The following is a 15,462-nucleotide window of genomic DNA, read 5'->3' as shown; positions in this document are numbered from 1 at the left end:
GCCGGTCCACCTGTCCTGCGGACCGCACACCGTGCACACTGACCCCCGCCGCTTCAGAACCGCTTCGGGAGTGCTCCAGGTCGGCCGGGACAACGCTTCGGCTACCGTGAACGCATGCGCTTCGGGCTTCTCGGTCCCCTGGAGGTCTGGACCTCGGACGGTCGGCCCGTCCAGATCCCAGAGGCGAAGGTCCGCGCCTTGCTTGCCGCACTGCTGATCGATGCCGGACGGGTCGTACCCGCCGACCGGCTGATCGAGGATCTCTGGGGTCATGACCTGCCCGCCAACCCCGCCGGCGCCCTACAGACCCGGGTCTCACAGTTGCGCCGAGCGCTGGAAGACTCCGAAGCCGGGGGCCGAGCGCTGGTGGTCTTCCGGGCGGCCGGTTACCTCCTGGACGTGGCACCGGAAGCGGTGGACGTCGCGCGTTTCCAGCAAGCCGTGCTCGATGCCCGCAGGGACGAGGACCCGGTGGCAAGGGCGCGCCGACTGGAGGAAGGGATGGCGCTGTGGCGCGGGCCGGCCCTGTCCGATTTCTCCGATCTGCACTTCGCCCGGTCCGCCGCGGACCGCCTGGAGGAGCAGCGGCTCACCGCCGTCGAAGATCAGGCCGAGGCGAGACTGGAGGCAGGGGAAGGCGAACGTCTCGCCGACGGGCTCGCCGAACTCGCCTCCCGCCACCCGCTGCGCGAACGGCTGCGCGCCGCCCACATGAGCGCCCTGTACCGTGCGGGGCGGCAGCGCGAGGCACTGCTGAGCTATGAGGCGCTGCGCGAGCAACTCGCCGAGGAGCTCGGTGTGGACCCGGGGCCCCAGCTCACCGCGCTGCATCAGGCCATCCTGCAGCAGGACCCCACCTTGGCCCCTGCGGAGGCGGCGCCTGCAGCACGGCCCCGCCCGCGGTCCGACCTGCCCGCGACGCCCGGAGAGCTGGTGGGCCGCGAGGCGGATCTGGATGCGGTTCAGGAGCTGCTCGCCACCCATCGCGTGGTCACTCTGACCGGCCCTGGAGGCGTCGGCAAGACCCGCCTCGCCTTGGAGGCGGCGCGAATCTGCACAGACACCTTCCCGGATGGTGCGCGGCTGGTGGAGCTGGCCGGGCTCGCGGGCTCCGGCCGGGCCGACGGCGCGATCGCGGAGGTGGTCGCCGCGACGCTCGACATCCGCGAAGGCGCGGCCACAGCGGGCTTGCAGCCACCCATTACCCCGCCAGCCCTGCTGGACCGCATCGCCGAATCACTGCGCGGTAGGCGCCTGCTCCTGCTGCTGGACAACTGCGAACACGTCATCGAGGCCGTGGCAGAGTTCACCGCGGCACTACTGCGCGCCGGCCCGCACGTGCGGGTGCTGGCCACCAGCCGCGAGTCGCTGGGAATCGCCGGGGAGCACCTGTGGGCGGTGCCGCCCCTCGACCTTCCGCAGGCCCCGGAGGACCTGGGGTCCTCCAGTGCGGCGCGACTGTTCGTACAGCGGGCCCAGGCCGTGGCCCCCGGCTTCTCCCCGGACGAGTCCGATGCCGAGGCGATCACCGCCATCTGTCGGCGACTCGACGGGATCCCCCTGGCGCTGGAACTCGCCGCCACCCGGGTGCGCGCTCTGGGAGTGCGGCAGTTGGCGCGGCGACTCGACGACCGGTTCGCGGTGCTCGGCTCCGGCCGGCGAGACGCCCCCGGACGCCAGCAGACCCTGCGCGCCGTCATCGACTGGAGCTGGGACCTGCTCGGCGCCCGGGAACGCGCAGTGCTCGCCCGCATCGCGGTGCACGCCGACGGATGCGACCTCGAAGCCGTCCAAGCCGTCTGCGCCCCGCTCGCGCTCACCGACGACGATGTCATGGACACCATCGCCAGGCTGGTCGACCAGTCCCTGGTCATGGTGTCGGACCGCGGTACCGCGCCGCGCTACCGGCTCCTGGAGTCCGTCGCCGCCTACGGCCGAGAACGCCTCGCCGAGTCGGGAGACGACTTCGCCGATGCCCGACTTCGCCACCTGCGCCATTTCACCGAGCTGGTCGAACAGGCCGAGCCGCTGCTCCGGGGACCTCGGCAGCGGGAACGGCTCGTGGTGCTGGACGGCGAGCAGGCCAATCTCCGCGCCGCGCTGGAGCATGCGCGAGCTCATGGGCTTTCGGAGGAGGCGCTCAGACTCGCGGTGAGCCTCGCCTGGTACTGGGTCCTGCGCGGCAAGCTGGTCGAGGGCCACCGTTCCCTCGGTGTGGCGCTGTCCACCGGAGGGACGCGGGCCAACGTCGACTGCGGCGGTGAGACCGCCGCCGCCCTGCGCCATGCGGCCACGCTGTGGCGCAGCGCGCTGGGCGTGAAACTCGGGCGGGAGGCGTTCTCCCTGCACCACAGCCCGGACTCCCCTCCCCGGGACCCCGCCTACCTGCCGGCGATCGCCCGCGCCGAGTGGTTCCTTGCCTTCTCCCTGACCGGCATGGGGGATCGCGTGGTCGGCGAGGAGATCCTGGAACGCACCTTGGGAGTGTTCCGCGCGGCGGGAGACCAGTGGGGCACCGCGGCGACTCTCGCCACCCTGGCTCGCTACGCCCTACTTCGCAGCGACCTGGACCGAGTCCTCGAGTACGGGGAGCGGAGCATGGCGCTGTTCACCGAGCTGGACGAGGGTTGGGGGAGGACTCTGGCGACCCACGCGCTGGGAACCCACGCAGAAATCGTCGGCGACTACGATCGCGCGAGTCGTCAGCATGCGGAGGGGTTGCGCAGCGCCGAGGAACTCACGCTGTGGACCGAGGCCAGCGACAAGCTGTCCGCACAAGGGCGGATCGCCTTGCTGCGCGGGGACCACGACCTCTCCCTAGAACTGCATCAGCGGGCACGGAACCTCGCGGCCGAGCACGGCCACGTCCTGGGGGTGGAGAACGCCGACCTCGGCCTTGGGCTCACAGCCCGGCGGAGCGGCGACCTGGACGGGGCCGAAGCTCATCTGGAGCCATGGCTGGAATGGCAGCGGAGCATGGACTCCCATTTCGGTGAGGCGCTGATCCTCGCCGAACTCGGGTTCGTCGCCGAGCTGCGAGGACAGCCGGAGCCGGCCCGCTCGCGCCACAGCGATGGCCTCGCCGCCGCCCGCGTCGGCGGCGATCCGCGGGCGATCGCGATGGCCCTGGAAGGGCTCGCCGGAGCCGACTCGCTGGCAGGTGACCATGTGGGCGCCGCGAAGCTCCTCGGATGCGCCGCCGCACTGCGAGAATCGGTGGGGGCGCCGCTACCCGACGGAGAGCGGGGCGACCTCGACCGGATCACCGCACGGATCCGGTCCGCCTTGGGCGAGCAGGAACTCGCCGCGCTCCACGCGGCCGGACATGGCACCGAGCCGGAGGCGATGCTGCGCGAGCTGGACGCCAACCAGCGGCCCCGGACCGGTCCACAGCCGATCTAAAGCGGACCCGAAGCGAGGCTCGGCACGGTGGGTGCCATGAACACCACAGTGACCGACAGCCCGGAGCCCTTCGTCGCCGAGCACGTACACCGCTACCTCGCCTCCGATGGCGAGGACGGCTACCTCGAAGGCGGCATGACCAACCTGCTGCTGACCACCCTCGGCCGCCGCAGCGGTCAGTGGCGGCGCACCGCCCTCTTCTTCACCGAGGACGCGGGGCGCCTCGTCCTCGTCGCCTCCAGCGCGGCGATGGGCCCGCCCCGACCGCCCGACTGGTACCTGAACCTCCAGGCCACCCCCGAGGCATTCGTGCAGGTGCGCGCAGAGAAGTACCCGGTACGCGCCCGTACCGCGCGCGGCGCCGAACGCGAACGCCTGTGGACCTTGATGGCCACCAAGGCACCGATCTACCAGCGCCACGCCGCGCACTCCCGTTGGGAGATCCCGGTGGTGGTTCTGGAACGCATCGATGAGGAGCAGTCCACATGAGCACGGCCCTCCACCCTCGCCTCCCTTACTCCGAGATCTCGGACGAGTTCACCGACATCGTCAGCGCCATCATGTACGCCACCATGACCACCGTGGACCTTCGGGGCCGCCCGCGCTCCCGGATTCTGGTGCCAATCTGGCAGACCGTGGACGACCTCCCGGTGGGGTGGTTGGCCACCTTCAAGACTCCGGTCAAACGGTCCCACCTCGCCGGCAACCCGCACGCTACGCTCTCCTACTGGAGTCCGCGCCAGGACTTCGCCGCCGCCGACACCGTGACCCGGTGGGTTGAGGACGCGGAGACGAAGCGTGAGGTCTGGGAGCTGTACCGCACGGGAAGCCCGCCCGGTGTCGGGTACGACCCCGAGACCTACTGGCCGGGCGGCCCGGAGAACCCGAAGTTCCATGTGCTGCGCATGGACCCTTTCCGGGTCCAGGTACTGCGCGGACGCGATCTGCTGACCGGCAGGCCCGCGCGCATCTGGCGGGATCCCGCGTCGTGAGGTCGCTGCCCGGCGGCGCCGGGGGCCGTGTCGGCCGGGCGGCACGGCTGGGCCACCGGATGCCCGGCATGGCCAACGTCTACGAACACGTCACCGCCGAGACCAAAGCCCGGATCCTGGACGTGCTCACCCGGCGATGGCGGGACAGCATCACCAGTCTTGATCACACAGAGCAACGAAAACTGGCGTCATTCGTCCTCGAACTCGCCCGTGAGCACTACCGCGACGAGGCCGCCTGAGGGTCTCGACGACCCCCTGAAAAAAGATGATCTCCCAGATATCTCCCACGGCGGTGTCCGCCTTCCTTGGAGAGATCTGAGAGACCCATCCTGACCTGCGGTGATGCTGGTGGGCGATACTGGACTCGAACCAGTGACCTCTACCGTGTCAAGGCAGTCAAGCCGTTTCTGTGACCAGTCCGTTTTGGTGTCCGGGCAGGTCAGGTGGGTCTCTTGGGAGCTGGTCGCGGCTGTTGGGAGCGTGTGGGAGAGATTCCCGTTTCCCATTCGTCTGATGAGCTAGTTGGAATGAGCGACAGCAACACCTCAGACGGGGATGGGGGTATCAGCACCGCAAGCACACAGGAGCGTGCCCGTGGAGGACTCCATGTTGGCGGAGAGGAGAGCGATGCGGTTCCCATGCTCGATCCTGGAGGAGTGCCTCCCATCCACGCCGAAGCATGGCACTGGACATTAGAACAGCGACGCGGCGACGGTTCCCTGCCGACCGGGGGCGAGATCGCTGCGGCCTTCGGCCGCAAGCAGCGCTGGGGCGGCTCGTCAAGCAGCGAGGTCAGCAGGGCGCACTTGATTACGCGGCCGCGTGAATGCGGTCTGAGTAGGGACCGGCGCCGTGATTGCGTACGCGCTGCGTGTGCAGTGCGTACGCAGACCAAGGACGATGCAGAACGCGTGGGTAAGAACGGCGTCGTCGGCCTGGCACTGGGGCCGAGGACGCTGCCATGGGGGATGGTGTTGGATTGCGCGTTGCTCATAAGGGAGCCATCCCCACGTCCGTGGGGCTCGGGCGTGCCCCGCGGCCGGGACGCGGGGCACGGATCCATGGCGGTGCTAGGTGCGGTCGGCGCGCACCAGATCGGCGGCGCGTTCCGCGACGGCGAGCACAGTGACCATGGGGTTGGGTGAGGGCAGGGTCGGAAAGACCGAGGCGTCCACGACGCGCAGCCCGTGCGTGCCCCGGACCCGCAACCGCGGGTCCACGACCGCGGTTGTGTCGTCGGTCGCCCCCATCCGGCAGGTGCCGGCGGGGTGGTAAACCGTGTGCGCCGCGCGCCGCCCGAACTCCGAGAGCTCCTCGTCGGTGCTGACGGTGGGGCCGGGCGCGACCTCGCGGCTGATCCACGAGGCGAACGGTTCGGTCGCGGCGATCTCGCGGGCCACCTTGAGCCCGTCCACCAGCGTGCGCGCGTCGTGCTCCTGCGGATCGGTGAAGTACCGGAAATCCAACGCCGGCTGCTGTGCGGGGTCCGCGCTGGTGAGCCAGAGCTTGCCCCGGGACCGGGCCCGCGGGATGTTGGGTGTCATGCAGATGGCCCGCCCCTGCGGTGGGGACTCGTAGCCCAGGCGTGCGGTGTTGTCGTCGAACGGCACCTGGTAGATGTGAAACATCAGGTCCGGGCGCGAGTCGCTGGTGTCCCGCCGCAAGAACAGACCACCGTCGGAGTACATCACCGTCTGGTCGGGGATGTCCGCGGTGGTTTCCCACATGATGATGGACTCGGGATGGTCCAGTAGGTTCTCCCCGACACCAGGCAGGTCCTGGCGGGCGCGGATCCCCACGGCGTCCAGGTCGGCGGCCGGGCCGATCCCGGAGAGCATCAGCAGGCGGGGACTGTCGATCGCTCCGGCGCACACCAGCACCTCCTGGCGGGCGTACACCTGGTCGGACTGGCCCTGGGGATCGCGCAGCTCGACCCCGCGGACCGTGGAGCCGTCCTTGTCGAACAGCAACCGCCGGGCCCAGGTGTTGGTGCGCAGTGTGAGGTTCTGACGCTGGCCCAGGATGGGGTGCAGATAGGCCACCGACGCCGAGGACCGGTGACCGGTGTGGGGGTCGTAGGCGATGGACAGGTAGCCGACCGCATCAGTGAACCCGTCCCCGTGCGAGGTGCGGGCGTTGAAATCGTCGAGGACCTCGGCCCCGGTCGCCGCGGCGGAGGCGGCGATCCAGTCCGTCACCAGCGGATTGCGGTCGCGGGGATGGACCGGAACGATATTGCACTTGATCCGGTCGGCGTAGGACTGCACGGTGGCGTTGTCCCAGCCCTCGGCACCCGCAGCCACCCAGTCCGCCAGGTCCTGGGCGAAGGGCCGGAAGCTGATCAGGGTGTTGTGGGAGGAACATCCCCCCAGCACCCGGGCGCGCGAGTGCACAATGTGAGAGTTGCCGCGTGGCTGTTCCACCGTGGTGTAGCCGTAGTCGAGATCGCTCTCCAACAGCCCCAACCACTGGCGCAGCTGCAGCACCCGTTCCTCACCCATGTCCGACGGCCCGCCCTCGATCACGCACACGCTGGTGCCGGGATCCTCACTGAGCCGGTTGGCCAGGACGGCACCGGCGGTTCCGCCACCGACGATCACATAGTCGTAGCTGCTGTAGGTCACCGTTACTCCGCTGTCGTTCGTGGTTCGGCTGGGCGGGTGCGGGGTCAGTCAAACCAGCGCTGCGGTTCCGGTGCGAGGTTGCGGTAGATGTGCTTTGCCTCGCGGTACTCGTCCAAACCGGCGTGCCCCAGTTCTCTGCCCACTCCGGAACGCTTGAAGCCGCCCCACTCCGCGGCCGGAATGTAGGGTCCGTAGTCGTTGATCCAGATCGTGCCGTGGCGCAGCCCGGCGGCGACCCGCTCGCCGCGGGCGGTGTCGTTGGTCCACACGGCGCCGGAGAGCCCGTAGTCCGTGTCGTTGCCCAGGGCGACGGCCTCGTCCTCGGTGTCGAACTTCTCGACGGTGACCACGGGGCCGAAGACCTCGGTCTGCACCACCTCCATCGAGCGTTCGCAGTCCACCAGCACGGTGGGCCGGTAGAAGTAGCCGTCGGCGAGTTCGGGGGCGCTGGGGCGCTGGCCCCCGACGAGGAGCCGGGCCCCCTCGTCGACCCCCCGCTGCACTGCGGTCTCGACCTTGCCGCGGTGTTCGGCCGACACCAGCGGGCCGCATTGCACGCCCGCCTGCTGTCCCCGTCCGATCCGGATCGCGTCGGCCCGGCGCGCCAGCTCGTGCACGAACCGGTCGTGGATATCGGAGTGCACGATGAGCCGCGCTCCCGCGGAACACACCTGGCCGGAGTGGAAGAACGCGGCGTTCAACGCGTAGTCCACGGCCGTGTCCAGATCCACATCGTCGAAAACGATGTTGGGGTTCTTGCCACCGAGCTCCAGGGCTACCTTCTTGACCGTCTCGGCGGCGGCGGACATGATGCGCCTGCCCGTGGTGAGCCCTCCGGTGAATGACACCATGTCCACGTCCGGGCTCTCCACGAGAGCGGAGCCCACGGTGCCGCCCGCCCCGAGCACCACGTTGACCACACCCGCAGGTACTCTGGCCTCGACGGCCAGCTCCACCAGAGCGGCGGTGGTCACCGGGGTGATCTCACTGGGTTTGATCACCATGGTGGCGCCGGCTGCGATCGCCGGCGCCATCTTCCAGGACAACTGCAGCAGCGGATAGTTCCAGGGGGTGATCATGGCGCACACGCCCACGGGCTCGTAGACCACACGGCTGTGCACGCCCTCTGGCGCGGTGACCACACGCCCGGGATCGGAGTGGGCCAACCCGGCGTAGTACCGGAAGACACCCGTGACATCGTCGACGTCGATCCGGCCTTCCTCGACGGTTTTTCCGGTGTCCAAGGACTCCTGCAGCGCGATCCGCTCGCGGTCGCGCTGCAGGGCCTCGGCGATGCGGTGCAGGATCTCGCCGCGGTCGCCGGTGTTCCACCGGGGCCAGTCGGTCTCGTCGAACGCCCGGCGGGCGGCGGCCACAGCGGCCTCGGCGTCGGTGAGGTCACCCTCGCTCACCACCCCGAGCACGGAGGCGTCCGCGGGATCGTGGATCTCGCGGACACCGCCCTCATTGGCCGCCTGCCAGGAACCGGCGATGTACAGGCTGGTGGCTGTCTGGGCACCCGGAGAAGCGACGTAGGGGGTGCTGGGAAGCTGGTTACTTGATTCGTCGGTCACGGGAGGTAATCATCTCATGTTTGACCTGGGGAAACGGATTATGTCTGGTTTGCGGCGTCGGTCACCTCGCTATGGCGCCAGAACTCCCGCGGGGCAAGGCAGGGTTCGGGCGCCGGCAACGAACACCACCTAAGCGTCGCGAGCGCAGCGGAACCCGGTGTTGCCCAGGGACGAGTCGGGGGCGATCCCCTGCCGCGCGCTCACCCGGTACCGCCTGCAGTACGACTCGTGGCAGAGGTAGGAGCCTCCCCGGGCGCTGCGGCGGTCCGCCCCTTCGGGGGCTTGTGGCTCGCCCCGAGTGTTCTCCGCGGCCGGGTCCGACTGGAACCGGTCGTGGCACCACTCCCACACGTTGCCCGTCGTGTTGTACAACCCGAAGCCGTTGGCCGGGAACGCGTCGACTGGACACGTGCCGTACCAACCGTCCGCCCGGGTGTTGTGCCGCGGAAAGGTCCCCTGCCACACGTTCATCATGTGTTCGCCGTCGGGCTCCAGGACGTCACCCCACGGGTAGGCGCACTCCTTGAGCCCTCCCCGCGCCGCGTACTCCCATTCGGCCTCGGTCGGCAGCCGCAGGCCGGCCCATGCGCAGTAGGCGCGGGCATCGTTGTGGGAGACGTGCACGACCGGGTGGTCGGCCAGCTCGCTGATGCCGGACTGCGGCCCCCGCGGGTGCCGCCAGTCAGCCTCCTCGACCAGTCGCCACCACGGCGCTTCCGCCACACCGTGCGTGGGCGGGAAGTCGTCCGGCAGCAGCCCGCCGAAGACGAAGGACCAGCCGAACCGTTCGGCTTCGGTCTGGTACCCCGTCGCGTCGACGAACCTGGTGAACTCGGCGTTGGTCACCGCGGTGGGGCTGATCCAGAACGGGTCGAGCTCGACTCGTCTGACGGGGCCTTCACCATCCTCGGGGTAGGCACGGTTGTCGGCGCTGCCCATGAGGAAGCCGCCGCCGTCCAGGAGGACCATACCGGCGGTCTGGCCCGCGGCGCCGCCGTCCGGAACCCGTGGGGACTCCATGCTGGACGTTTGCCCTCTCGAAGGAGCGCAGCATCCACCGGCAGTGTCACTCATGTGCCACCCGGAACTTTTCCTGCCCGTTCTCGTTGTCCATGCACAGGTCGTCGGCGAGGTCCACGCGCACCCACTGCAGCCGCCCGGTGAACTCGTTGTTGACCTCCTGGTAGTCGTCGGTCACCGGTGAGGCCCGGTCGACGCCCACATCGAAGGTCTCGTCAAAGGCGAAGTAGTACGGGATGGTCGCCTCCACCCGGCAGTCCGCCGCCTTCTCCCCGTCGACCAGAAGCACGGCCCGTCCGCCGTGACCGACCCCTCCGCCGTCGTAGTCGAACTGCATCTGGAGCTCGTGCCGGCCAGGCGGCAGCGGCTCGGCCGCGCCGGCCTTGTGCTCGCGGAAGCCGAAGTAGTTGTAGACGTAGGTGGGCCGCCCCTCGTGCAGGTACAGGGACCACCCGCCGAAGCGACCTCCCTGGGCGACGATGACGCCCTCCGCGCCGCCGTCCGGGATGTCGATGAGCGCGGTTACCGTGTGCGAACGGTTCTTCACGTTCGGGGCGGTCTCCTCGGTCAGGCGCAGCCCGGGGCCGTGGAACGTAATCGTGTCGCGGTCCCCAAGCAGGTCCAGCCGCCCCGCCTCCTTCGGGTTCTCCCGTTCGGTCATCCGGTCGTCCAACGGGAACACGTTGTACTTCGCGGCTTCGATCAGGAACAGCTGCTGCAACTCGCGTAGCTTTCCCGGGTGCTCGGCGGAGATGTCCCGCGCCTGTGTCCAGTCGGTGTTGGTGTCGTAGAGCTCCCACACATCGTCGTCGAAGTACTGGCGCCCCTGTTGCACCATCTCCCAGGGAGTGCCGTGCCGGGTGACCGCCATCCACCCCTCGTGGTAGATGCCGCGGTTGCCCACCATCTCGAAGTACTGCAGACGGCGGCGGTCGGGGGCGTCCGCCTCGTTGAAGCTGTAGAGCATACTCGTGCCCTCGATGGGCCGCTGCGCGATCCCCTCCACCGTGGTGGGTTCGGGAAGGCCGGCGGCGTCGAGGATCGTGGGCATCACGTCGATCACGTGGTGGAACTGGTGCCGGATTCCGTTGCGCTCGTCGATGCCGTTCGGCCAGTGCACGATCGCGCCGTCGCGGGTTCCCCCGAAGTGCGAGGCGACCTGCTTGGTCCACTGGTAGGGCGTGTTCATCGCCAGTGCCCACCCGACCGGGTAGTGGGCGTGGGTTGTCGGGTCCCCGAGGGAGTTGGCATGCGAGTTGATGAACTCGGCGGTGTCCGGGATGCCACTGGCGTATCGGTGTTCGTTGAGCGTGCCGCCCAGGCCGCCTTCGGCCGAGGCGCCGTTGTCACCGAGGATGTAGACGATCAGCGTGTTGTCCAGCTCGCCCATCTCCTCCAGCGCGTCCACCAGGCGCCCGACCTGGTCGTCGGTGTGCTCAGCGAACCCGGCGTAGAGCTCCATCAGCGACGCCGCGGACCGGCGTTCCTCCGCGGTGAGCTCGTCCCAGTGCGGCACGCCCTCGGCCCACGGGGCCAGTTCGGCGTCCTGCGGGACGACGCCCAGTTCCTTCTGCCGCTGCAGGGTGAGCTCACGCTGGCGGTCCCACCCGTGGTCGAACCTGCCCCGGTACTTGTCCCGGTACTCCCGGGGCACGTGGTACGGCGCGTGGGTCGCCCCGAACGGCAGGTAGGCGAAGAACGGGACCTCCGGCTTGAGAGTCTGCTGGGTGCGGACCCACTCGATCGTCTGGTCAACAAGGTCCTCGGAGAGGTGGTACCCGTCTTCGGGCCGCCGCGAGGGCTCGACCGGGGTGGTGCCGTCGAACAGCACCGGATTCCAGTGGTTCATCTCCGCGCACAGGAAACCGTAGAACCGTTCGAATCCTTCACCGTTGGGCCAGCGGTCGAACGGCCCGGCGGGACTCACGTCGCGTGCGGGGGTCTGGTGCCATTTGCCGAAGGCTCCTGTGCTGTAGCCGTTGTGCCGCAGGACCTGTGCGATGGTGGCGGCGCTGTGTGGGCGGATCCCGCTGTAGCCGGGCGCGGCGCTGGCCATCTCGGTGGTGGCGCCCATGCCCACCGAGTGATGGTTGCGCCCGGTGAGCAGCGACTGCCGAGTGGGTGAGCAGACCGCTGTGACGTGGAAGCGCGTGTAGCGCAGCCCGCCGGCCGCCAACCTGTCGGCGGTCGGCATCTCGCACGGGCCGCCGAACGCGCTGGGTGCGCCGAAGCCCATGTCGTCGATGAGCACCAGGACGACGTTGGGCGCGCCGTCCGGCGGTGTCAGCGGCTGGGCGGGTGTGTACGGCGGAGTCTGCTCGCGCACGTCCGTCGACGTGGCGGACGGGTACTGCGGGTCCGGAAGCGGCAGATGCTCCCGTCCGGCGTGCGCGTCACTCACTCTTGGTTCACCTCTCATGATCGGTTCGGGTCTCCTGCTGGTACGTCCCGCGATTCCCGGCATGGCGAATCGCTGCTTCGGTGCGGCGGCAGGCAGCCCACGGATCCGCCGAACACCGGGTTGGGCCAGCTCCCGCCGCGACCCGTGCGGCGGTCACGCCCCGGACGGTTCCGGCTCTGCTTCCGTACCTTCCTTGTCCTGCACCGACGATCCGGACATGCGGTCGCGGATTACGCGCCACAGCCCCGCAAGGGAGCGGCGCCTGCGTGTTCGTCCGAAGACCCCGGTGACGCGGTCGAGGAAGATCGCGAGGATTACCACGGATATGCCGCCTTCGAAGGCAACGCCCACATTGAGCTGGGTGACGCCCTGGACCACGACCCCGCCAAGTCCTTCCGCGCCGACGAGACCGGCGACGACGACCATCGACAGTGCGAGCATGATCACCTGGTTGACGCCGGACATGATCGACGGGACGGCAAGGGGGAGCTGGACCTCGCTCAGCAACTGCGAGCGGCGCGCCCCGAAGGCGTGCGCGGCCTCCACCATCTCCGCGTCGACCTGCCGGATACCGAGTTCGGTGAGGCGGACCGCCGGCGGGATGGCGAAGACCATGGTGGCGAAGATCCCCGGTACGACGCCGATCCCGAAGAAGAACACCGCGGGAACGAGGTAGACAAACACCGGAAGGGTCTGCATGAAGTCCAGGATCGGCCGGACTACGACGCTAATCCTTGTGCTGTTCGCGGCCAGGATTCCGACGGGAATCCCCAGAAGGACCGCGACGAGGGCGGCGACAAGAACCACCGACAGTGTCTGCAGTGTCTCCGTCCACAGCTGCATTCCGTCGACGAGAAGGAACGCCACAACCGTGAACACGACCATGCTCACGCTGCGGACCACCACCGCGGCGAGGACGGCGAGGATCGCGATGAGGGCGGGGGAGGGGAGCACGGCGAGTAGTCCGTACACGAGGTTGACGCAGAACAGTAGCGCAGCCGACAGCACATCGAACAGCGGCGCGGCGTTGTCCGTCAGCCATTCGAACGACGACTGGATCACTTCTCCGACGGGGATCTCAGGCATGCTCACCTGCCTCGTGCGTCTCGCTCGCGATGGCGTCCAGGATCCGGGTCCGTGGCACGACGCCGATTAATTGCTCGTCGCCGTCCACGACGGCGAGCGGGACGGCGTGGCCACCCGTGAGGTGGCTGAACTCGCTGATGGGGGTGTCCTCCGCAACGGTCGTGTAGTCGTCGAGAACGCATTCCCGGAGGTCCGTGCTCCCGTCGCCGGCCACGCGCGAGAGCGTCTCGTCGGTGGCGATACCAACCACCCGGCCCCGCGCGTCGATGATGTAGACCCCGTTACCGCGGGACCTTTCGACTCTGGCCAGCACGGTCCTCGGGGACTCGCCGGCGGTGGCGGTCAGCCACGGCGACTGCATTACGGCGCTCGCTGTCAGGTTGCGCGTGCGGTCGACGTCGGCGATGAAGTCTTGGACATAGGCGTTCGCGGGACTGGAGATGATCTCCTGTGCGGTGCCGAGCTGGACGGACTCGCCGTCCTTCATCATCATGATCCGGTCACCAATGCGCATGGCCTCGTTGAGGTCGTGGGTGACGAAGAGGATGGTCTTCTGGAACCGCTGTTGCAGCTCCTGCAGCTGGTCCTGCATCGCGCGGCGGGTGAGCGGGTCGAGCGCGCTGAAAGGCTCGTCCATGATCAGCACATCCGGGTCGGTCGCGAGTGCCCGCGCCAGTCCCACGCGCTGTTTCATCCCACCGCTGAACTCATCGGGGTACGAGTCGCCGAGCTGTCCGAGGCCGACCTGGTCCAGAGCCCGTTCAGCGTTCTCCAACCGCTCGTGTTTGGAGAAACCGCGGATCTTGAGCCCGTACGCGGCGTTCTCTCTCACGGTGCGGTGCGGGAACAGCGCAAAGTGCTGGAAGACCATGCTGATGCGCTCGTTGCGCAGCTCCCGGAGGTCGCGGCGGTTCATGCCGCCCACGTCCACCCCGTCGTACTTGACGGTTCCGGTCGTAGGCTTCACCAGCCGATTGATCATCCGGATGAGCGTGGACTTTCCCGACCCGGAAAGACCCATGATCGCGAAGACCTCACCGCGCTCGACCGAGAACGACACGTCGTTGACCGCGGCAAAGCCACCGGCTCGCCGCACTGTCTGGGCGCGTTCCGTCCCCCCGTTCGTCACCGACCGGAGCGCCGACGGCTGCGAGATCCCGAAAACCTTCGTGAGACTGTCGACCTCAATCATGGGGCATCTCCGCGGGTTCGCCGTCCACTGTCTCGACGCCCTCAAGCCACGCCTCGACCGTGTCCGGATTTTCGTCGATCCAGTCGCGAGCCACCCTCTCGGGCGGAACCGACTCCTTACTGACCTGGTAAATCCAATCCGACGCGGTGTCATGCTCCACCTGCATCTGGGAGAGGAAGCGCGCGAGGTTCGGATCGTCCTCGGCGAGGCCTTCGCGTGTGGCGACCCGTATCTCGCCGGCTCCCGGCCAGACCTCCTCGGGGTCATCGAGATACTTCACGTCCCACTCCACGTTCATCCAGTGCGGGTTCCATGCGAGAAATACGACCGGAGTATCCCGGTCCATTCGCCGCTCGACCTCGGCGAGCATCGGCGCGGTCCCCGACTCGATAAGTTCCCAGTCGCCGAGGTCGTAGGCGTCCTGCTCGATCGCGTCGAGAATGTACTGGTTCCCCGGGCTTCCGTTCTCGATCCCGAGGAATTCTCCGCCGAACAGTTCCTTCTTTTCCTCCAGATCCGCGAGGGAATTAACGCCGTACTCGTCGACGACGCTCTGGGGGACGGCGGGAGCGTAGGTCGTTCCCGTGACGAGCGTGTCCAGGACCTCGATTTTTCCGGAATCCAGGTGCTCCTCGAACACCGGTTCCTGGCTCGGCCACCAGTTTCCCAGATAGGCATCAGCGTCGCCCTGGGCGAGCGCCTGCGCTCCGAGGGGGACGGAAAGGTCCTGGGTGCTGGTGTGGTATCCGAGTTCAGTGAGGATCTGTTCGGCGATCGCGTTCTCGACGAGCAGGTCCTCCCACGGCTGCTGAACCAGACGTACCCGGTTTTCTATGTCGGCCGGTTCGAACCCCTGGGGAAGGTTGCACCCGGAGGCAAGCGTAATGGCGAACGCTGTTCCTAATGCGGCCAACGAATGATATAGGCGGAGGCGCACAAATACCTTTCCTTTCGTGTGGGCGGTCCGGTGGGAACGCGGAAAGCTCCGCACCCGTCCACGCTCTTCGAATTGTGCATGACCTGTTCGGACACCGGTCGACGTCCGAATTACCTGTATGCCAAATCGCGAGAGCCTTCCGTATTCGCCTCCGTGTTTCAGAACCGTCCTCAATGGTGAGGCATTCGCATACGCGGATCAATCCGTTGCGCTGCTACGAGCTAGACGAATATT

11 protein-coding genes are annotated in these 15,462 nt (G+C 68.3%); 4 read left to right on the top strand and 7 right to left on the bottom strand.

The features are described 5' to 3' along the window. Positions 1-114 precede the first annotated feature (114 nt). From F4561_RS17595 to F4561_RS17580, 4 genes are read left to right on the top strand one after another with little or no spacing between them, the layout of a single operon-like run. The gene (locus F4561_RS17595; protein ID WP_184580431.1) at positions 115-3,402 is read left to right on the top strand and encodes an AfsR/SARP family transcriptional regulator; all 3,288 of its coding nucleotides are present in this window, start codon (positions 115-117) and stop codon (positions 3,400-3,402) included. 36 nt (positions 3,403-3,438) lie between these two features. Next, complete coding sequence (locus tag F4561_RS17590) at positions 3,439-3,891, top strand: nitroreductase/quinone reductase family protein (protein ID WP_184580429.1); 453 nt, start codon at positions 3,439-3,441, stop codon at positions 3,889-3,891. Continuing rightward, positions 3,888-4,394 carry a pyridoxamine 5'-phosphate oxidase family protein gene (locus F4561_RS17585; RefSeq protein WP_184580428.1) on the top strand — a complete coding sequence of 169 codons (507 nt, stop codon included), beginning with the start codon at positions 3,888-3,890 and terminating at the stop codon, positions 4,392-4,394. The genes F4561_RS17590 and F4561_RS17585 overlap by 4 nt, the downstream gene beginning before the upstream one ends. Then, entirely contained in the window at positions 4,391-4,633 is a 243-nt protein-coding gene (locus F4561_RS17580) for a hypothetical protein (RefSeq protein WP_184580427.1), read from the top strand. Before F4561_RS17585 ends, F4561_RS17580 begins: the two co-directional genes overlap by 4 nt. An 831-nt stretch (positions 4,634-5,464) precedes the next feature. Here the strand turns inward: F4561_RS17580 and F4561_RS17575 are convergent. The 7 genes from F4561_RS17575 to F4561_RS17545 form a co-directional block, all read right to left on the bottom strand. Next, positions 5,465-7,018, bottom strand: a complete 1,554-nt coding sequence (locus F4561_RS17575; protein ID WP_184580426.1) for a GMC family oxidoreductase — start codon at positions 7,016-7,018, stop codon at positions 5,465-5,467. A 44-nt stretch (positions 7,019-7,062) separates the two neighbouring features. Beyond that, entirely contained in the window at positions 7,063-8,592 is a 1,530-nt protein-coding gene (locus tag F4561_RS17570) for an aldehyde dehydrogenase family protein (protein ID WP_312885342.1), read from the bottom strand. Positions 8,593-8,721: 129 nt separating this feature from the next. Beyond that, positions 8,722-9,612: a formylglycine-generating enzyme family protein gene (locus F4561_RS17565; protein ID WP_246437221.1), complete on the bottom strand. Its 891-nt coding sequence runs from the start codon at positions 9,610-9,612 to the stop codon at positions 8,722-8,724. Between the two features lie 46 nt (positions 9,613-9,658). Further along, on the bottom strand, positions 9,659-12,013 hold the full coding sequence (locus F4561_RS17560; protein WP_221445525.1) for an arylsulfatase: 2,355 nt from the start codon (positions 12,011-12,013) through the stop codon (positions 9,659-9,661). A gap of 153 nt (positions 12,014-12,166) precedes the next feature. Next, positions 12,167-13,099: an ABC transporter permease gene (locus F4561_RS17555; protein ID WP_184580424.1), complete on the bottom strand. Its 933-nt coding sequence runs from the start codon at positions 13,097-13,099 to the stop codon at positions 12,167-12,169. Next, positions 13,092-14,291 (bottom strand): quaternary amine ABC transporter ATP-binding protein, encoded by a 1,200-nt coding sequence (locus tag F4561_RS17550; RefSeq protein WP_184580423.1) that lies wholly within the window; start codon positions 14,289-14,291, stop codon positions 13,092-13,094. The genes F4561_RS17555 and F4561_RS17550 overlap by 8 nt, the downstream gene beginning before the upstream one ends. Further along, positions 14,284-15,402, bottom strand: a complete 1,119-nt coding sequence (locus F4561_RS17545; RefSeq protein ID WP_184580422.1) for an ABC transporter substrate-binding protein — start codon at positions 15,400-15,402, stop codon at positions 14,284-14,286. Before F4561_RS17545 ends, F4561_RS17550 begins: the two co-directional genes overlap by 8 nt. Between the last annotated feature and the right edge of the window lie 60 nt (positions 15,403-15,462).

It is taken from the genome of Lipingzhangella halophila, assembly GCF_014203805.1.
GTDB classification, from domain to species: domain Bacteria; phylum Actinomycetota; class Actinomycetes; order Streptosporangiales; family Streptosporangiaceae; genus Lipingzhangella; species Lipingzhangella halophila.
This window is presented reverse-complemented; position numbering and strand designations above follow the sequence as displayed.